This is a genomic window from Castellaniella sp. (genome assembly GCF_034007085.1).
In the GTDB taxonomy this organism is placed as follows: Bacteria; Pseudomonadota; Gammaproteobacteria; order Burkholderiales; family Burkholderiaceae_B; genus Castellaniella.
The window spans coordinates 24,663-42,081 of sequence record NZ_JAVERO010000007.1 but is presented as its reverse complement, the minus strand read 5'-3'; the positions used below and the strand labels follow the sequence as shown (position 1 = coordinate 42,081).

Below are 17,419 nucleotides of genomic sequence, written 5' to 3'. Positions count from 1 at the left end.
CCAGGGATCAGGCCCGTGCGCACGCCAGCGCTGCCGCCTCGGCGGGCGCGGACACCGGCGCCGCGCGTCCGGCACAACCTGCGCGCCTGCCCTCGGCCCCGGAAAAAGTCGTCAGCCCCGCTCCGCAACGTCCGCGCCACAGCGCCCCGGCCGACGCGCCAGCCCCCCGCGCCACCACCGCCAAGCCGGCCCTGCGCGCGCCCGGCAAGCCAGCCCCGGCCTCGGCCGACACCGAGGAATGGACCGAATTCTAGGGAACCTCTGATTCAGAGGTTCCCTAGCAACCTCCCTCTCGGCTTGCACCCCCTCGCGGCCTGCAGGCCGTTCCAATTCGTCCAGGAGACATCCGCTGTGATCACCCACATCCCAAGGGGGCCGCTGAACCCGTCCTCGCGACGCGTGCATCCGCTTTCCACACGACTGATTCAGATGTTTCCCGGTGCGGTCCTGATGGCCGCCCTGGCCGTCCCATGCCTCGCCCATGCCCAAGTGAAAGTCGGGGTGGTCGTGTCCGCCACCGGCCCGACGGCCCTGGTCGGCATCCCCCAGAAGAACACCGTCCCGCTGCTGCCGACCCAGGCAGGCGACCAGACCATCGAATACATCACCCTGGACGACGCCAGCGACCCGACGCAGACGGTCACGGCTTTCAAGAAACTGATCAGTGAAGCGCACGTGGACGCCTTGATCGGCCCCACCGGATCGCCCAACGCCATGAGCGTGCTGCAATTCGCCGCCGAATCCGGCACCCCGATGCTGGCTCCCGTGGGCGCGGCCTCGGTCGTGCTGCCCATGACCGAACAAAAAAAATGGGCCTTCAAGACCACCCAGAATACCGACATCATCGCCCAGGCCCTGATCCAGGACATGCTCAAACGCGGCATCAAGACTGTCGGGTTCATCGGTTTTGCCGACGCCTACGGCGACGACTGGTACCAGGTCTTCAGCCGCATGGCCAAGGACCAGGGCCTGGAATTGACTGTGGTCGAACGCTACCAGCGCACCGACAGTTCCGTGACCGGCCAGGCCCTGAAACTGCTGGCGGCCAGGCCAGACGCCATCCTGATCGCCGGCACCGGCGGCGCAGCCGCCCTGCCGCAGACCACGCTGGCGCAACAGGGCTACAAGGGTCGCTATTACCAGACCCATGGCGCCGCCCTGCCTGCTTTCCTGAAGTTCGCCGGCAAGTCGGCGGATGGCACCATCCTGGCCGCCAGCCTGATGCTGGTACTGCCCGAAATCCCCGACAGCAATCCGTCCAAACCCATCGTCCAGGACTACATCCAGCGCTACCAGGCCATGTACGGCGAAAAACCAGCGACTTTCGGGGCCAACGTCTACGATGCCGGCCTGCTGCTGCAACACGCCATTCCGGTCGCCCTGGAATCCGCCAAGCCAGGCACGGCGGAATTCCGCCGTGCCCTGCGCGATGCCCTGGAACAGACGCACGAACTGGTCGCCACCCAGGGGGTCTACACCATGACGCCCGAAGACCACAGCGGCTTCGACCAGCGTGGCCGTGAACTCATCACCGTCCGGGACGGCGCCTGGAAGCTGCTGGAATAGTGCGCCCGCCTGGGATCAGTCCGCAGGGACAGTCCCAGGCTTTTCGAGTTCGTTCAGTTTCTTTTCCAGTGCCTTCAGCGGCAGCGCGCCGTTGATGCGAGATCCATCGGCGAAGAACAGCGCCGGCGTGCCGCGCACATTCAGCTGGCGCCCCAGGGCCAGATTGGCCTGGATCGGCGTGTCGCATTCGGCCTTGGCCGGGTCCTGGCCGTCCAGCATCCAGGCCTTCCAGGCCTTGGCGCGATCGGCAGCACACCAGATGTCACGCGAGCGGGTGGTGGAATCCGGCGTCAGGATCGGAAACAGAAAGGTATAGACTGTGATGTCATCGACGTCTTCCAGCGTCCGGTGCAACTGCTTGCAATAGCCGCAGTTGGGATCCTCGAACACGGCGATCTTACGCGCGCCAGTCCCCTTGACCTGCTTGATCGCCTGGTCCAGCGGCAGGCTGTCGAACGCCACCTGCTGCAGGGATTCGAGCCGTTCGGCCGTCAGGTCGCGGCGCGCATGCGCATCGATCATCGACCCCTGCAGCACATAATCCACCTGGGCATCGGTGTACAACAGATCCATGCCGACCTGGACCTCGAAGATCCCGTTCATGGGCGTCACCCGGACGGCGTCCACATGAATTCCGGGAAAGCGTTGCTCAAAGGTCCGGGTGACGGCGGCAGCCGAATCGGCCTGGACAGGTGCCGTGGACAGCACACGGTCCGCCGTGTCGGCACGCGCTGGCGCTGACGCATTGGCCGGTGCCGCCTGGGCCGATGGCTGGGTGCTCAGCACCCGATCACCCGCAGGCTGTGCCAGGGCGGACAGACTGCCGCCGCACAACAGCAACGCGGCCAGGATCAAAGAAGGTTTCATGTGTATACCTTGGAAAAACACACCGGCATTCAGTCGCCGGCGGCCGCCCGGATCAGGCGGCGTTTCAGGAAAGGCAGGCCATCGACGATGCGCATGCCCTGGTTGCGGGCCCAGGCCATCGGGGCATTCGAGGCCCCAAACAAACGATGCAGGCCGTCCGTGACCAGCCCCATGGCCCAGACCGGTTCGGCCCGACGGCGACGATAGCGCGCCAGGACGCGCGGATCGCCCGGCGCGCGATGGGGACCGCGCGCCTGCAGGACATCCAGCAGATCCTGCACGTCGCCCAGCCCCAGGTTCAGGCCCTGTCCGGCCAACGGATGGACCCGATGCGCGGCATCCCCCACCAGGGCAACGCCCGGGGCAATCATGGCGCTGCGTTCCAGCGTCAATGGGAAACCCTGGGGGCGCGTGCGCAAGCGCAGATGCCCCAGGCGATCACCCGTGATGGCGCGCGCATGCGCGGCAAAAAACGCCTGCTGGGCATCGGCATCCATCGCCAGCCATTTTTGTGCCTGGCCTTCGTGCATCGACCACACCAGGGATGCCTGGGGTCCATCCGCCGTATCCGGCATCGGCAACAAAGCGAACACACTGTCGCCCGTGAACCACTGACAGGCACGGTGCTGGTGCGGCAGGCCGATGTCCAGATGCGCGACGACCCCCATGTCGCCATACGGCGTGTAGTGGTGTTCAATGCCGGCCGCCTGCCGCACCGGGGACCGGGCACCATCCGCGCCCACCAGCAATGCGGCGTCCAGCACACGGCCCTGGCTGGTCGTCACCCGCACGCCCGCCGCGCGGAATTCCAAGGACTGGAAACGATCCTCGTGCCAGACAATGCCCATGACCTGGACGGCCTGCTGGAGCGCGCGTTCAAGTTCACCGGATTCGACGATCCAGGCCAGGGAATCGCGTGCGTCCTGCCAGGCTGACAGATCCAGTCGGCCATCGGCATCCCCCTGGATTTCCATGGCCTCGACAGCCGTGACGCGACGCGCATCCATCAGCCGCCAGGCACCCAGGCGATCGAGCAGGGCGCGGCTGGCAGGTGAAATCGCGTAGACACGCGGATGGTAGTCATCGGCCCCCCGCACCGCCGGCATCTGGCGCGGCCCCAGCAGGGCGGCGGGCAGCCCTGCCCGCGCCAGCCCCAATGCACACGCCAGGCCTGCAATGCCGGTGCCGCAGACCAGTATGGATTCCTGATTTTTCATGCACTCATCCTACCGCGCGGCACCGCCGCGCGCATTGTTTCAGGCCAAGAGAAAATCCGGTTTCAGCCATGCCACCAGCAGCCTCACCGCGCCGACGGCGCCCCCGCACGCGCAGGCCACAATAGCCACATGCGGCCCGACTGCTTCATGCGGCCAGCGCGTGCGCCAGCGGCTTCGCCCGTCCCCCAGTAGAAGTCGGCCCGTGCAGCCCCCTTGATCGCAGCCCCCGTGTCCTGGGCGAACACCAACCGCCGCAACGGCGCCGCCCCCCCTTGGGGGCCCACATCCAGGAATACCGGCGTACCCAGCGGCACGTAGGCCGGGTCCACGGCAATCGACCGCTGCGGCATCAACGGCACCCCGTAGGCGCCTCGGGGGCCGAGTTCCGGATCGACGATGGGTTCCTCGCGGAAGAACACCATGGCAGGATTCACGTTCAGCAGTTCCGTGACGCGGTCCGGATGCGCGCGCGCCCAGGCCTTGATGTTCTGCATGGATGTCCGGGCAAGCGGCATTTCGCCCTGGCGGGCCAACCACTGGCCAATGGAGGCATACGGTCGGCCATTATGATCTGCATAAGCCAGCCGCAGAACCCCGCCGTCGGGCAGGATGGCCCGCCCCGAACCCTGGATCTGCAGGAAGAACGCCTCGACGGGATCGTCCGCCCAGACGATGACGGCCGGCTGGCGGTCGGGATCGGCTGCGATCTGCGCCCGTGTATCGTAGGGCACGACCCGGCGGCCTTCGAGTTTGCCGCGCACCCGCTTGCCGGCCAGTTCCGGATAGACCGCCCCCAGGTCGATGGTCAACAGGTCATCCGGCGTGGCATAGAGCGGCCATTGATAGGCTCCTTGGCGCACGCGCGACGCCCGGATGAGCGGTTCGTAATAGCCCGTCACCGTGCCGGCGGCCGCCTGCCCGGAAGCATCGTCCAGTCGCCAGGGGCGCAATTGTTCCTGCAGGAACTGGCGCACGGCCAGGCCACCGGCCTGGGGACCCAGACCAGACTGCACCGCCGCCCGGCAGACTGGCTGCCAGGCCCTGGGCGCTGCCCGAGCCGGCAACGCCAACGAGCCCGACACGGGCCGCATCAGCCCCCGGCAATCATTCAGCAATGCCTTCCAGACATGGCCCAGATCATCATCTGCCCAGCCCGGCACACTGCCCCAGGACACCGCCGTGTAGCGGCCGTGCAAAGGCCGCACAGGCGTTTCGGGCAGCGCCGACAGTGGTGGCACGGACAAGGGCTGTTCGAGCGACAGCGGCGCCCCGGCCCCGTCGCCTGGGGCAGGTTCTTCGAGGGGAACCGAGGAACAGGCGCTCAGGGCGACCAGCGCAGCAACGGACAACCAATGGATTTTCATGCCTGCTTGCGGCACCCGGGGGTGCACTAGAATGTGGGCTGCAAAACCGTCATCATGACATATCCGGACCCTCTTTCGCCATGACCGAACTGCCCGCCGCCCGAATCGCCCCCAGTCTGCTGTCCGCCGATTTCGCCCGCCTGGGCGAAGAAGTCGCCACCGTGGTGGCCGCAGGCGCCGATTGGATCCATTTCGACGTCATGGACAACCACTACGTGCCCAACCTGACCATGGGTCCCATGGTGTGCGCAGCCCTGCGGCCCCACACCACGGCCCCCATCGACGTTCACCTGATGGTCGAGCCCGTCGATGCGCTCGTGCCCGCCTTCGCCAAGGCCGGCGCGGACATCATCAGCTTCCACCCGGAAGCCTCGCGCCACGTCGACCGGACCCTGGCCCTGATCCGCGACCACGGTTGCCGGGCCGGCCTGGTGCTCAACCCGGCCACGCCGCTGGAATGGCTGGACCACGTCATGGAACGCCTCGATCTGATTCTGCTGATGTCGGTCAACCCCGGCTTCGGGGGGCAGTCCTTCATCCCGCATACACTGGACAAGCTCGCCCAGGTCCGCACCCGCATCGACCATTGGCAAGCCGAAGGCGGCCAGGCCATCGATCTGGAGGTCGATGGCGGGGTCAAGATCGACAACATCGCCGCCATCCGCGCCGCCGGAGCCGATGTCTTCGTCGCGGGCTCGGCCGTGTTCGGCCAGCCGGACTATGCCCGCGTGATCGCGGCCCTGCGCCACGGTATCGACCAGGGGGATGCCCAGCGCCGCGCAACGACCGCCAGGCATTCGTGATCTGTCACGAATCGGGCTGGCATGTTTGATGATACGATGGCGGCCAGCCGAAGCCGGCACCCATGACTCACTCGGCTGCCGATCCCATTCGGCTGCTTTTTCCAGCACGCAACACCATGCAATTTTCCGGAATTCTGCTCGACCTGGACGGCACCTTGCTGGACACCCTGCCCGACCTGGCGGACGCTGCCAATGCCATGCGCCAGGACATGGGCCTGGCACCGATCGCCGAAGACATCATCGCCACCTACATCGGCAAAGGCGTGGAACAACTGGTCATTCGCGCCCTGGGCCACGAGGGCAGCCCAGCCAGCGTGGACATGGTCATGCGCGGCCTGGCCCGCTACCAGGATCACTACCGCGCCCTGAACGGCCAGCGCAGCCGCCTGTACCCCGGCGTGCTGGCTGGCCTGCAGGCCTTCCGCGCCCAGGGGGCCCGCCTGGCGGTGGTCACCAACAAGGGCACCGAATTCACCACCCCCCTGCTGCGCCAGACGGGCCTGGACGCCTACTTCGAGGTCGTCGTCTGCGGCGACACCTGCGCACGCAAGAAACCGGATCCGATGCCGCTGTTCCACGCCTGTGAACTGCTGGGCATCACGCCCGACCAGGCCCTGTTCATCGGCGATTCGATCAACGACGCCCAGGCGGCCAAGGCCGCCGGCATGCGCGTGCTGGCCCTGCCCTATGGCTACAACGAAGGCCGGCCCGTGCAGAGCCTGCCGGTGGATGCTATAGTTGAGTCCCTCGTCGAGGCAGCCCAATGGGCCGCCGGCACGAACCCCCAGACCGAACCTGCATGAACACCATCCGCTACTACCCGATCACCACTGGCGCCTATTGGCGCTGGTGGTGTCTTTGTTCCGGGTAGTCACGGTCACCCGGCGCGCGGGCCTACCCGCGCCGCCCGCCTCCGCAACCCGGACCCTTGATCGGCCGGGTTGTTTCAATTCTGTCCCGGTCCCCTTCTTCTACCCAGAGACCACCATGACGGAAATCGAATTCAACGCACTGGCCGCCCAAGGCTACAACCGGATCCCGCTGATCGCGGAAACCTATGCCGACCTGGATACACCGCTGGCGATCTACCTGAAACTGGCCCATGCGGGGCCGGAAGCCGGGCGCAACAGCTGCCTGATGGAATCGGTCGTCGGCGGCGAACGCTTCGGCCGCTATTCCTTCATCGGCCTGCCGGCCAAGACCCTGATCCGTGCGACCGGCACCACGACCGAAGTCGTGACGCGCGGCCAGGTCGTGGAAACCCACGAAGGCGATCCCCTGGCCTTCATCGAGTCCTTCCAGAAACGTTTCCGGGTGGCCCTGCGCCCCGGCATGCCGCGCTTTGCCGGCGGCCTGGCGGGCTATTTCGGCTACGACACCGTGCGCCACATCGAACCGCGCCTGGGCCCCTGCGTCAAACCACGTCCGGCAGGCCAGCAGCCGGGCACACCCGACATCATGCTGCTGCAGATCGACGAACTCGTCATCGTGGACAACCTGGCGGGTCGCACCTACCTGATCGTCTACGCCGATCCCCAGCAACCAGAAGCCTATTCCCTGGCCCGCCGTCGCCTCAAGGCCCTGCGCGAAAAACTGCGCACACCCGTGGTCATCCCCTATGCCTACGCCAGCATGCAAACGCCCACGGAACGCGACTTCAAGAAAGACGACTACCTGGCCGCCGTGCGCAAGGCCAAGGACTACATCGCGGCCGGCGACCTGATGCAGGTCCAGATCGGCCAGGTGATCGCCAAGCCTTTCCGTGACTCCCCCCTGTCGCTGTACCGGGCGCTGCGGTCCCTGAACCCCTCGCCCTACATGTACTACTGGAATTTCGACACCTTCCACATCGTGGGTGCCTCGCCCGAGATCCTGGTGCGTCAGGACCGTGAATTCGAGGACGGTCGCATCCGCGAAATGGTCACCATCCGCCCCCTGGCCGGCACGCGCAAGCGCGGCGCCACCCAGGACGAAGACCTGCGCCTGGAACAGGAACTGCTGGCCGACCCGAAAGAACGCGCCGAGCATGTCATGCTGATCGACCTGGCGCGCAACGACATCGGCCGCGTGTCCAAGCCCGGCACGGTCGAAGTCACCGACACCATGGCCATCGAACGCTATTCCCACGTCATGCACCTGGTGTCCAACGTGCGCGGCGAACTGAACGACGGCATGAGCAACATCGACGTGCTGCGCGCAACCTTCCCGGCCGGCACGCTGACCGGCGCGCCCAAGGTCCGCGCCATGGAAATCATCGATGAACTCGAACCCGTCCAGCGCGGCATCTACGGCGGCGCCGCCGGCTACATGAGCTACGGCGGCGAAATGGACCTGGCCATCGCCATCCGTACCGGCATCATCCGCGACGGCATGCTGTATGTGCAGGCCGCCGCCGGCATCGTCGCCGATTCGGACCCCGAAAAGGAATGGCAGGAAACCGAGGCCAAGGCCCGCGCTCTGCTGCGCGCGGCCGAACAGGTGCAATTCGGGCTGGACGAGCCGATCTGAATGTTTGCCTTGGGGCGGCCCCAAGGCAAAAAGGGGGATTACCCTGCAGCCGTGATCGCCTGGCGCAGCTTGGCGATCACTTGTTCCGTGGTGACAAAGCCCACGGCAAGCGGCGTGACATCCTGGCCCTGCTCCAGCAGCAGAGTCGGGAAGGAACGCACGCCCCATTGGCGACAGCGCACGAACTCCTGCCGCACTGCCTGCCGGGCTTCGGCTGACTCGAACAGGCTGTGAAATATGTCGAAATCGAGGCCGAGGCCCGCGCAGATGTCCCGGTAGAAATCCGTGGCCTTGGGGTCTTCCCCCTCGACATAGAACTTGCGCTGTACCGCAGAGAAGAACTTCAGCACAGTCGAGGCATCGAGCGAGTCCCTGGCTTGGAGCAACTTGATGGCCGCGACCGCCCGGCACGCAGGCTCGGTGTCGTAGTCGAACTGCGGCAGATCCAGCAAGGTGCAGCCGAACGGCTGCCCGGTGACTTCGGCAATGTGATTCCACTCCGTGCGCAGGAACGCCTTGAACTTTTCGTTCCATGGGTCGCCTCCGCCGGCGCGCAAGCCGCCAACCGTCACTAAGAATTCGATGCCCGCAGCGGCGCAGAAGGCGGCGACTTCGCCAACGGTGGGTGAAATGCCCCAGCACCACGAACACATCGGATCGCCAACGTAGTGCACCGCCCATCCGCTGCGCTTCGCCGGCGGTACAGGAACGACCGGTTTGTCCTGCTCGGGCAGAAGGCAGGCGCCGGTGATGGGATCGCAGTGAATCATGGTCGAATGTCTCGTGTCGGGTTGAAGGGGAGTATCGGCAAGCCGATGGGGGGATGGCCGGATCATTGCGCCGGCTGTGCGATGCCGAACGGGTTGTCGATGGCATGGGCCCAGGTACCGTCGGCCTGGTAGACCTGACGGTTGGTGAGCGTGATCGGCACCTTGGACGCCATGAATTGCGCTTGCGCTTGAACGCCGCCAAGAACGGTCAGGGACAGCACGACAGCGGTTGCCAGGGATTTGAGCATGTCATCAACTCGGTTGGATGGGGTGCGAGGTAAAGTTTATTTATTATTGAAACAGAGATATATACTTGAAATAATGACTCTCAGTTCAATTTAATTGAACAATCGAATGGACAAACTCTCGGCGATGGCGACCTTCGCCACAGTAGTGGAGGCTGGCAGCTTCACGAAGGCGGCAGACGTGCTGGCGTTGCCCAAGGCGCGCGTGTCCCAGCGAGTGTCCGACCTGGAGCGCCACCTGGACGTACGCTTGCTTCATCGAACAACCCGGGCCTTGAGCTTGACCGAGGACGGGCAAGCCTATTACGAACGCTGCCAGGCCATTCTCCAAGAGATCGACGAACTGGAAGGGGCACTCAAGAACTGCACGGTGCAACCACGGGGCCGGCTACGGATCGAGGTGCTGGTGTCCGTCGCACGCTGGGTGATCGCGCCGCGCCTATATGAATTCAAGGCGCTCTATCCCGACCTCTTGGTCCGGCTGGGTAGCAATGATCGCATCAGCCATCTGCTGGAGGAAGGCATCGACGTTGCGATCCGTGGTGGCCCCCTGGAGGATTCGAGTCTGATCGCACGCCACGTCTGCGACGTTCGTTTCGGACTCTATGCCGCCCCGGCCTATCTCGAAGCGGAAGGCCCGCTGCATCATCCTCGAGAACTGGCCCGCCATCGCCTGCTCTCGTGGTTCAGCGGGCAACGCCATCCCTTTGCCTGGCGGCTGGAGGCGGCCTCGGATGCGTTCGACCTGTCTGCGGCGGACGGCTTGCAGTTCGATGATCCGGACGTGGCGATTGCGGCATGCATGACCGGCAGCGGCATCTGTCCGGGCTCGCCGTTCGCGGTCGAAAGCTGGGTACGCGCCGGTAAGCTGGTGCCGGTACTTCCGCACTGGTCTTTCCCTGCCCGTCCCATTCACATCATCTACCCCAGCAACAAGCAGCTTTCAGTTCGGGTTCGCGTCTTCGTTGAATGGGCGCTGAAATTGATGCAAGGCAGCCAAAACGTGTGGATGACGCCCCAGGAACTGGCAGCGAGCCTGTAGGCGGCGCTCATCCGATTGATGGCCCGCGTGTGCGCCCAATTCCCCACGACACGCCAGCACTGCGCACGGCGAACTGCTGCTCCAGCCGCAGTTCGATCACCGGCCGCCACGGCACCAGGCTGAATCCCATGCCGTCGTCCAGCATCACGTAGCGACCGCTGGCGAACATGACGGAGCACCGGTAGATGCCTGCCACACGCTGACCATCGGTACCGGGCGGATGCCCAAGACCAGTGCGGCGGCATTCAGGCATTCAGCCACGCACCAGCAAATCCCGCGTGATGTCGGCAACGGTGCGCGCGCCGGTCAGCGTCATGGCCACGCGCATTTCCTTTTCGATCAGATCCAGCAGATTGGCGACCCCCGCCTCGCCGTCTGTCGCCAAGGCATACAGCCAGGCGCGGCCCAGCAGCACGGTATCCGCGCCCAGCGCCAGCATGCGCACTACGTCCAGGCCGGTACGAATCCCCGAATCCGCCAGCAGCGTGATATCGCCCTTGACCGCATCGGCGATCGCCGGCAGGGCGCGGGCCGTGGACAGCACCCCGTCCAGTTGCCGCCCGCCGTGATTGGACACCACGATGCCGTCGGCCCCGAAACGCACCGCCTCGCGCGCATCGTCCGGGTCCAGAATGCCCTTGATGACCATCGGTCCCTGCCAGAAATCGCGGATCCACTGCAGATCCTTCCAGGAAATCGAAGGATCGAAGTTGGCGCCCAGCCAGCCGATGTAGTCCTCCAGCCCGGTCGGCTTGCCCAGGTACCTGGAGACATTGCCCAGATCGTGCGGCCGCCCCCACAGGCCCACATCCCAGGCCCAGCGTGGATGCAGCACGGCCTGGACATAGCGGCGCAAGGCGGCGTACGGGCCGCTCATCCCCGCGTGGGCATCGCGGTAGCGCGCGCCCGGTACCGGCATGTCCACGGTGAACACCAGCGTCGAGACCCCAGCCGCCTGGGCGCGTTCCAGCACGCTTTTCATGAAACCCCGGTCCTTCAGCACATACAGCTGGAACCACATGGGCCGGCTGATCCCGGGCGCGACTTCCTCGATAGGGCAGACCGACACGGTGGACAGGGTATAGGGGATGCCCTTGCGATCCGCGGCCCGTGCCGCCTGGACCTCGCCTCGGCGGGCGTACATCCCCGTCAGGCCCACTGGCGCCAAAGCAACCGGCATGGACAGGGATTCATTGAACAGCCGTGTGGACAGGTCCAACTTGGACATGTCATTCAACACCCGCTGGCGCAGCGCCACGTCCGCCAGGTCGCTGACATTGCGCCGCAGGGTGGATTCGGCGTACGCCCCGCCGTCGCCGTAATGGAACAGAAAAGGGGGCAGCCGCCGCCGGGCGGCTTCGCGGTAATCGGTAGATGCGGAAATGATCATGATAGCGCTGTGAAAGGAGGCAGGCGGGAAACACGCGCGCGACGGGCTTCATCTTCGTCAAGTCCGCGCACACTGCCGTGTACAAACTCGATGTGGCGCCAGACCGTTGCCCGGGCGGTTTCAGCATCGCCACGCAGGATGGCTTCCATCAGCGCCTGATGCTGGGCCGTCAGCTGATCCTGGGTATGCTGGATCAGGTACATCCGCTGGCGATTTTCGGTGACCGTGGCACGCAGCAGTTCGAATACACCACGCATCATCTGCAGCAACACCGCATTGTGGGACGCTTCGGCGATGGCCAGATGGAAGCGGGCGTCGGCCTGCGCCGACAGATCCGCATCATGGCGGCCCTGGAAACGCACCATGTCCTCGAAACGGCGCAGAATCTCCCGTCGATCCTGCGCCGTCGCGCGCAAGGCGGCATGCCAGGCCGTGCCGCCTTCCAGCGCATGGCGGGCCTCCAGCACATCGTAGCGGTACTCGGGGTCATCGGACACCAGTTCGTCCAACGGACGCACCAGGTGCCGTTCGGGCCAGGTACCCACCGAGACGGAGTCCGCATGGACATGCTGGACATAGGTGCCACCACCCTGGCGGCTGCGCAACAGCCCCTGGCTGGCCAGCTGGCGGATGGCCTCGCGGATCGAAGGCCGCGAAACCCCCAGATCCTCGGCCAGCCGGCGCTCGGCCGGCAGGCGGTCGCCGGGCTTGAGTCCCTGTTCGTCGATCAGGGCCTGGATCTGTTCTGCGATCCGGTCGGAAAGGCGCATGCTCAATCAGATGCCTGCTTAATGGTCTGGCCAATTATCCGGATAGCGGATGGTTTCGGCATTATAGAGAACAGATCCTCTATGAATCAATCCGGATAATGGTATGACCTATCAAATCTGTTCAGGCCAATATTCCAGCAAACGCCAGAGATTCGACTCTCTCGGTATTTACCCCGCTCGACAGCGCCCCGGGCGCACAGTAGAATGCTTGCCATGATTTCACATGCGACCGTACACGCTTCGTTCTGGTGGCGCTCCTCCTAGGGGCGGCATCCTCATGCGTGATTCATCGCACCTTGCCGCCGTTCTGGCAGGCATGGTCCCAGCGAATCTGTCTCCGGTGCGGCGGCTCCTGACTCCAAGGAAGACCATGTCCGTATCATCATTCCCCTGCCACATTCTCCGGCTTCCGCAGCACGCCCCCGCCTGCGCGCTCGTTTCCCGACTCTGACCAGGACGACCCGATCATGAAGCTGCTGATGCTGGACAATTACGATTCCTTCACCTACAACCTGGTGCAGTATTTCGGCGAACTGGGCGCCCAGGTCCAGGTCGTGCGCAATGACCAGATCGATCTCGCCGGAATCGAGGCGATCGACCCGGACCGCATCTGCGTGTCCCCAGGGCCATGCTCACCGGCCGAGGCCGGCATTTCCATCGAACTGATCCGGCATTTCGCCGGCAAGAAACCCATCCTGGGCGTCTGCCTTGGGCACCAGGCCATCGGCGCCGCCTATGGCGGCCGCATCGTGCGCGCCCAGGAAATCATGCACGGCAAGGTCTCGCCGATCACGCACCGGGGCACCGACGTCTTCGCCGGGCTGCCCTCGCCGTACACCGTCACTCGCTATCATTCCCTGGCCATCGAACGCGGCTCGCTGCCTGACTGCCTGGAGATCACGGCCGAGACTGCCGACGGCGAGATCATGGGTGTTGCCCACAAGTCCCTGCCCGTCTACGGCGTGCAGTTCCACCCGGAATCCGTGCTCAGCGAACACGGTCACGCGCTGCTGCGCAATTTCCTGGAACTCTGACGCCCTCGAACAGGCCATCCGACAGACACGAAGACAGAAGGAATCATCCACATGCCGCCCATTACCCCAACCGAGGCCCTGGCCCGCTGCATCGAGCACCGGGAAATCTTCCACGACGAAATGCTGGAACTGATGCGCATGCTGATGCGCGGGGAAATGCCCCCCCAGTTGGCCAGCGCCCTGCTGATGGGCCTGCGCGTCAAAAAGGAAACCGTCGGTGAAATCACGGCCGCCGCCCAGGTCATGCGCGAATTCGCCCTGGGCGTCGACACCCCTTACCCCGAAGAACTGCTCGACATGTGCGGCACGGGCGGGGACGGATCCCACACCTTCAACATTTCGACCGCCGCCATGTTCGTCGCCGCCGCAGGCGGGGTCAAGATTGCCAAGCACGGCAACCGCAGCGCCTCGTCCTCGTCGGGCAGCGCCGACGTCCTGGAAGCCCTGGGCGTGCGGCTGACCGCCACGCCGGCCCAGGTCGCCGAATCCATCGAGGCCACCGGCATCGGCTTCATGTTCGCTCCAGCACACCACGGTGCCATGAAAAACGTCGCCGCCGTGCGCCGCGAACTGGGCGTACGCACGATCTTCAACATCCTGGGCCCGCTGACCAATCCGGCCGGCGCCGCCAATCAGCTCATGGGGGTGTTCCACCCTGATCTGGTCGGTATCCTGGTGCGCGTGCTGCAACGCCTGGGGTCGCGCCACGTGCTGATCGTGCACGGCAAGGACGGCATGGACGAGGCTTCTCTGGGCGCCGCCACCCTGGTGGGCGAACTGAAGGACGACGAAGTCCGCGAATACGAGATCCATCCCGAAGATTTCGGCATGGCCATGGTGTCCAATCGCAGCATCAAGGTCGCCAACCGCGACGAATCCGCGCAACTGGTGCGCGCCGCGCTGAACAACACGGCCGGCACGGCCCGCGACATCGTCGCCCTGAACGCCGGCCTGGCACTGTACGCTGGCCAGCGCGCCGACTCGATCGACGCCGGCATCCGCCAGGCATTCGAACTCATTGCCTCGGGCGCCGCGCGCGACAAGCTGGAACAATTCCGCCAATACACGCAAAGGTTTTCCGCATGAACGACATCCTGGCCAGAATCCTGGATACCAAGCGCGCCGAAGTAGCCACCGCGCGGCAGATGCGCAGCGAATCCGAAGTCCTGCGCGAAGCCCAGAGCCGCCAGGACATCCGCGGCTTCGCACGCGCCATCGAAGACCGGATCGCCCAGGGCAAACCCGCCGTGATCGCGGAAATCAAAAAAGCATCCCCCTCCAAGGGCGTGATCCGCGAGGACTTCCGCCCGGTGGACATCGCCACCAGCTACGCCTGCCATGGCGCTGCCTGCCTGTCGGTCCTGACTGACGTGCAGTATTTCCAGGGGGGGTCCGATCATCTGCGCCAGGCGCGCGCGGCCTGCAGCCTGCCCGTGCTGCGCAAGGATTTCCTGATCGATCCCTATCAGGTCATCCAGGCCCGGGCGCTGGGGGCTGACTGCGTGCTGCTGATTGCCGCCGCCCTGTCGCCTACCCAGCTGCGCGAACTGGAAACCGTCGCCACCGACCTGGGCATGGACGTGCTGGTCGAAGTCCACGATCACACAGAACTGGATGCCGCCCTGGCCCTGGACACACCGCTGATCGGCATCAACAACCGGAATCTGCGTACCTTCGAAACGCGCCTGGAAACCACCCTGTCGATGCTGAAGGACCTGCCCGCAGGCAAACGGGTCGTGACTGAAAGCGGCATTCTGCTGCCCGAGGACGTCGATCGCATGCGCGCACACGGCGTCCAGGCATTCCTGGTCGGCGAGGCCTTCATGCGTGCGCCGGATCCGGGCGCTGCCCTGCACGAACTGTTCTTTGCCCGCTGACCCCGCGCCGCCCCCGTGCCTGCGGGGGCGGACGTCCGACCCAGCTGCCTTCGACATGGCCTCTCACCCCGACTGCCCGCTCTGTTCCCCCGACCGCGACCGCCTGCTCTGGCAGGACGACCGGCTGCGCATCATCCACGTGGATGATCCCGGTCATCCAGGCTATCTGCGTGTCATCTGGCAGCAGCACGTGACCGAAATGACGGACCTCGACGAACCGGATCGCCTGCACCTGATGCGCACCGTATTCCAGGTCGAGCGCCTGCAGCGGGCCCTGCTGCAACCCGACAAGATCAATCTGGCCAGTCTCGGCAATCAGGTGCCCCACCTGCATTGGCATCTGATTCCCCGCTGGCGCGGCGATCCCCGCTTCCCCGATGCCATCTGGGCGCCAGCCCGGCACGACGCTGCCCGCGCTGCCGTCTGGTCGGATGTCTGCGCCACCCTGGCGCCCCGGGTCGAACAACTGCATCGGATGCTTGCAGCCTGCGGCCCGGCAGCAGCCATCCCTGACACCGGCACCTGATCTGCCCCGCCGCATCCCCGCCCGATTCCATTGCCTCGCACCACTTGTTCATGTCTGCATCCGCCTCCACACCCAACGCCTCCCCCGCCACCCTGGCACGTAGCCTGAAGAATCGCCACATCCAGATGATTGCCCTGGGCGGCGCCATCGGCACCGGCCTGTTCTACGGTTCGGCCGCCTCCATCCAACTGGTCGGCCCCGGCATCATCCTGTCCTACCTGATCGGCGGCCTGGCGATCTACCTGATCATGCGCATGCTGGGTGAAATGTCCACGCAGGAACCCGTCAGTGGCGCCTTCAGTCATTTTGCCTATCGTTACTGGGGCGGCTTCGCGGGCTTTCTGTCGGGCTGGAACTATTGGCTGCTATACGTGCTGGTCAGCATGGCGGAACTGTCGGTGGTGGGCATCTACGTGAGCTACTGGCTGCCGGATTTCCCCGCCTGGGCCAGCGCCCTGATCGTCTTGCTGAGCATCACGGCGCTGAATCTGCTGAACGTGCGTCTGTATGGTGAAAGCGAGTTCTGGCTGGCCTTCATCAAGATCGCCGCCATCGTCGGCATGATCATCCTGGGGCTGCTGCTGATCGTCCTGGGTTCGGACCAGAAGGCCAGCGGCCTGAGCAATCTATGGGTGCACGGCGGCTTCCTGCCCAACGGCATCCACGGCCTGCTGTTGTCGCTGGTGGTGGTGATGTTCTCTTTCGGCGGTACTGAACTGGTCGGCATCACAGCGGGTGAAGCCGATGACCCCCAACGCAGCATTCCGCGCGCCGTAAACCAGGTGATCTGGCGCATCCTGATCTTCTACATTGGCGCGCTGACCGTCCTGGTGACGCTGTACCCCTGGAACGAAGTCGGCCTGGACGGCAGCCCCTTCGTGCTGATCTTTTCCCGCCTGGGCATCCCCGCTGCGCCGGACATCCTGAACCTGGTGGTACTGAGCGCCGCCATTTCGGTCTACAACAGCGGCATGTACAGCAATGGCCGCATGCTCTACAGCCTGGCTGAACAGGGTAACGCGCCGCGTATTTTTCTGCGCCTGAGCCGGCGTCAGGTCCCCTGGGTCGGCATCCTGTTCTCGTCGGCCTGCACGCTGCTGATCGTGGTGATCAATTTCCTGGTCCCCGAAGGCGCCTTCATGCGCATCATGGCGGTCGCCACCGCTGCCGCCGCAACGACCTGGATGATGATCGTGCTGGTCCACCTGCGATTCCGGCGGGCGCACGATGCTGCCCAGCTGCATTTCCCATCCCCCGGCTTTCCCTGGGTGAACTACCTGTGCGCGGCGTTCCTGGTGGCCCTGGTCGGGCTGATGACGCAATTGGACGACACCCGACCAGCGGTGTACGTACTGCCCGTGTGGCTGCTGGTGTTGTACGTGGGGTACCGCCTGCGCCAACGTGCGCTGGAACCCTGAACGGTCCAGGAACCGGCCGCCC

General features: G+C 65.1%; 17 protein-coding genes and 2 pseudogenes. 11 read left to right on the top strand and 8 right to left on the bottom strand.

Annotated features, from left to right (window positions below; all coding sequences use genetic code 11):
- A pseudogene (locus RBR29_RS01675) lies at nt 1-254 on the top strand (hypothetical protein); the annotation flags it as partial.
- A 175-nt stretch (nt 255-429) separates the two neighbouring features.
- Nucleotides 430-1,566 carry an ABC transporter substrate-binding protein gene (locus RBR29_RS01670; protein ID WP_320346585.1) on the top strand — a complete coding sequence of 379 codons (1,137 nt, stop codon included), beginning with the start codon at nt 430-432 and terminating at the stop codon, nt 1,564-1,566.
- 15 nt (nt 1,567-1,581) lie between these two features.
- Here RBR29_RS01670 and RBR29_RS01665 read toward each other — a convergent pair whose 3' ends face one another.
- The 3 genes from RBR29_RS01665 to RBR29_RS01655 all read right to left on the bottom strand — a co-directional run bounded on the left by RBR29_RS01665 (nt 1,582) and on the right by RBR29_RS01655 (nt 5,014).
- On the bottom strand, nt 1,582-2,433 hold the full coding sequence (locus RBR29_RS01665) for a DsbC family protein (RefSeq protein ID WP_320346583.1): 852 nt from the start codon (nt 2,431-2,433) through the stop codon (nt 1,582-1,584).
- 29 nt (nt 2,434-2,462) lie between these two features.
- A complete protein-coding gene (locus tag RBR29_RS01660; protein ID WP_320346581.1) occupies nt 2,463-3,650 on the bottom strand; it encodes an FAD-dependent monooxygenase in 1,188 nt (395 codons plus the stop codon).
- 83 nt (nt 3,651-3,733) lie between these two features.
- Nucleotides 3,734-5,014, bottom strand: coding sequence for a murein transglycosylase A (locus tag RBR29_RS01655; RefSeq protein WP_320346579.1), 1,281 nt, complete (start codon nt 5,012-5,014; stop codon nt 3,734-3,736).
- A gap of 80 nt (nt 5,015-5,094) precedes the next feature.
- On the opposite strand from RBR29_RS01655, the gene rpe reads away from it, so the two are divergent.
- From rpe to trpE, 3 genes are all read left to right on the top strand, one after another.
- Nucleotides 5,095-5,817 carry a ribulose-phosphate 3-epimerase gene (gene rpe, locus RBR29_RS01650; protein ID WP_320346578.1) on the top strand — a complete coding sequence of 241 codons (723 nt, stop codon included), beginning with the start codon at nt 5,095-5,097 and terminating at the stop codon, nt 5,815-5,817.
- Between the two features lie 116 nt (nt 5,818-5,933).
- Nucleotides 5,934-6,620, top strand: coding sequence for a phosphoglycolate phosphatase (locus tag RBR29_RS01645; protein WP_320346576.1), 687 nt, complete (start codon nt 5,934-5,936; stop codon nt 6,618-6,620).
- A gap of 184 nt (nt 6,621-6,804) precedes the next feature.
- Nucleotides 6,805-8,325 carry an anthranilate synthase component I gene (gene trpE, locus RBR29_RS01640; RefSeq protein ID WP_320346574.1) on the top strand — a complete coding sequence of 507 codons (1,521 nt, stop codon included), beginning with the start codon at nt 6,805-6,807 and terminating at the stop codon, nt 8,323-8,325.
- 38 nt (nt 8,326-8,363) lie between these two features.
- On the opposite strand, the gene RBR29_RS01635 is transcribed toward trpE, so the two are convergent.
- Complete coding sequence (locus RBR29_RS01635; RefSeq protein ID WP_320346573.1) at nt 8,364-9,095, bottom strand: DsbA family protein; 732 nt, start codon at nt 9,093-9,095, stop codon at nt 8,364-8,366.
- A gap of 62 nt (nt 9,096-9,157) precedes the next feature.
- Entirely contained in the window at nt 9,158-9,343 is a 186-nt protein-coding gene (locus RBR29_RS01630; RefSeq protein ID WP_320346571.1) for a hypothetical protein, read from the bottom strand.
- A 106-nt stretch (nt 9,344-9,449) separates the two neighbouring features.
- Here RBR29_RS01630 and RBR29_RS01625 point away from each other — a divergent pair, with 106 nt between their 5' ends.
- Complete coding sequence (locus RBR29_RS01625; protein WP_320346569.1) at nt 9,450-10,382, top strand: LysR family transcriptional regulator; 933 nt, start codon at nt 9,450-9,452, stop codon at nt 10,380-10,382.
- A 7-nt stretch (nt 10,383-10,389) separates the two neighbouring features.
- Here RBR29_RS01625 and RBR29_RS01620 read toward each other — a convergent pair.
- The 3 genes and pseudogenes from RBR29_RS01620 to lldR form a co-directional block, all read right to left on the bottom strand.
- Nucleotides 10,390-10,617, bottom strand: a pseudogene (locus RBR29_RS01620) (DUF3363 domain-containing protein); the annotation flags it as partial.
- An 18-nt stretch (nt 10,618-10,635) separates the two neighbouring features.
- Complete coding sequence (gene lldD, locus RBR29_RS01615; protein WP_320346566.1) at nt 10,636-11,772, bottom strand: FMN-dependent L-lactate dehydrogenase LldD; 1,137 nt, start codon at nt 11,770-11,772, stop codon at nt 10,636-10,638.
- Complete coding sequence (lldR, locus tag RBR29_RS01610) at nt 11,769-12,542, bottom strand: transcriptional regulator LldR (RefSeq protein WP_320346564.1); 774 nt, start codon at nt 12,540-12,542, stop codon at nt 11,769-11,771. The genes lldD and lldR overlap by 4 nt, the downstream gene beginning before the upstream one ends.
- A 467-nt stretch (nt 12,543-13,009) precedes the next feature.
- Here lldR and RBR29_RS01605 point away from each other — a divergent pair, with 467 nt between their 5' ends.
- The 5 genes from RBR29_RS01605 to RBR29_RS01585 are packed head-to-tail and all read left to right on the top strand — an operon-like array spanning nt 13,010 to nt 17,397.
- On the top strand, nt 13,010-13,576 hold the full coding sequence (locus tag RBR29_RS01605) for an aminodeoxychorismate/anthranilate synthase component II (RefSeq protein WP_320346562.1): 567 nt from the start codon (nt 13,010-13,012) through the stop codon (nt 13,574-13,576).
- Between the two features lie 51 nt (nt 13,577-13,627).
- Nucleotides 13,628-14,662 carry an anthranilate phosphoribosyltransferase gene (gene trpD / locus RBR29_RS01600; protein WP_320346560.1) on the top strand — a complete coding sequence of 345 codons (1,035 nt, stop codon included), beginning with the start codon at nt 13,628-13,630 and terminating at the stop codon, nt 14,660-14,662.
- Entirely contained in the window at nt 14,659-15,453 is a 795-nt protein-coding gene (gene trpC / locus RBR29_RS01595) for an indole-3-glycerol phosphate synthase TrpC (protein WP_320346558.1), read from the top strand. Before trpD ends, trpC begins: the two co-directional genes overlap by 4 nt.
- 55 nt (nt 15,454-15,508) lie before the next feature.
- Nucleotides 15,509-15,979 carry an HIT family protein gene (locus RBR29_RS01590; RefSeq protein WP_320346555.1) on the top strand — a complete coding sequence of 157 codons (471 nt, stop codon included), beginning with the start codon at nt 15,509-15,511 and terminating at the stop codon, nt 15,977-15,979.
- Nucleotides 15,980-16,029: 50 nt separating this feature from the next.
- Complete coding sequence (locus RBR29_RS01585; protein WP_320346554.1) at nt 16,030-17,397, top strand: amino acid permease; 1,368 nt, start codon at nt 16,030-16,032, stop codon at nt 17,395-17,397.
- The last annotated feature ends 22 nt before the right edge of the window (nt 17,398-17,419 follow it).

Excerpts from the sequence above, each read along its gene's own strand:
- trpC (WP_320346558.1), top strand. The coding sequence starts at position 14,659 with ATGAACGACATCCTGGCCAGAATCCTGGATACCAAGCGCGCCGAAGTA.
- RBR29_RS01630 (WP_320346571.1), bottom strand. The coding sequence starts at position 9,343 with ATGCTCAAATCCCTGGCAACCGCTGTCGTGCTGTCCCTGACCGTTCTT.
- RBR29_RS01660 (WP_320346581.1), bottom strand. The coding sequence starts at position 3,650 with ATGAAAAATCAGGAATCCATACTGGTCTGCGGCACCGGCATTGCAGGC.
- rpe (WP_320346578.1), top strand. The coding sequence starts at position 5,095 with ATGACCGAACTGCCCGCCGCCCGAATCGCCCCCAGTCTGCTGTCCGCC.
- RBR29_RS01585 (WP_320346554.1), top strand. The coding sequence starts at position 16,030 with ATGTCTGCATCCGCCTCCACACCCAACGCCTCCCCCGCCACCCTGGCA.
- RBR29_RS01635 (WP_320346573.1), bottom strand. The coding sequence starts at position 9,095 with ATGATTCACTGCGATCCCATCACCGGCGCCTGCCTTCTGCCCGAGCAG.
- lldD (WP_320346566.1), bottom strand. The coding sequence starts at position 11,772 with ATGATCATTTCCGCATCTACCGATTACCGCGAAGCCGCCCGGCGGCGG.
- RBR29_RS01625 (WP_320346569.1), top strand. The coding sequence starts at position 9,450 with ATGGACAAACTCTCGGCGATGGCGACCTTCGCCACAGTAGTGGAGGCT.
- trpD (WP_320346560.1), top strand. The coding sequence starts at position 13,628 with ATGCCGCCCATTACCCCAACCGAGGCCCTGGCCCGCTGCATCGAGCAC.
- RBR29_RS01590 (WP_320346555.1), top strand. The coding sequence starts at position 15,509 with ATGGCCTCTCACCCCGACTGCCCGCTCTGTTCCCCCGACCGCGACCGC.
- RBR29_RS01645 (WP_320346576.1), top strand. The coding sequence starts at position 5,934 with ATGCAATTTTCCGGAATTCTGCTCGACCTGGACGGCACCTTGCTGGAC.
- RBR29_RS01605 (WP_320346562.1), top strand. The coding sequence starts at position 13,010 with ATGAAGCTGCTGATGCTGGACAATTACGATTCCTTCACCTACAACCTG.
- RBR29_RS01655 (WP_320346579.1), bottom strand. The coding sequence starts at position 5,014 with ATGAAAATCCATTGGTTGTCCGTTGCTGCGCTGGTCGCCCTGAGCGCC.
- RBR29_RS01665 (WP_320346583.1), bottom strand. The coding sequence starts at position 2,433 with ATGAAACCTTCTTTGATCCTGGCCGCGTTGCTGTTGTGCGGCGGCAGT.
- trpE (WP_320346574.1), top strand. The coding sequence starts at position 6,805 with ATGACGGAAATCGAATTCAACGCACTGGCCGCCCAAGGCTACAACCGG.
- lldR (WP_320346564.1), bottom strand. The coding sequence starts at position 12,542 with ATGCGCCTTTCCGACCGGATCGCAGAACAGATCCAGGCCCTGATCGAC.
- RBR29_RS01670 (WP_320346585.1), top strand. The coding sequence starts at position 430 with ATGTTTCCCGGTGCGGTCCTGATGGCCGCCCTGGCCGTCCCATGCCTC.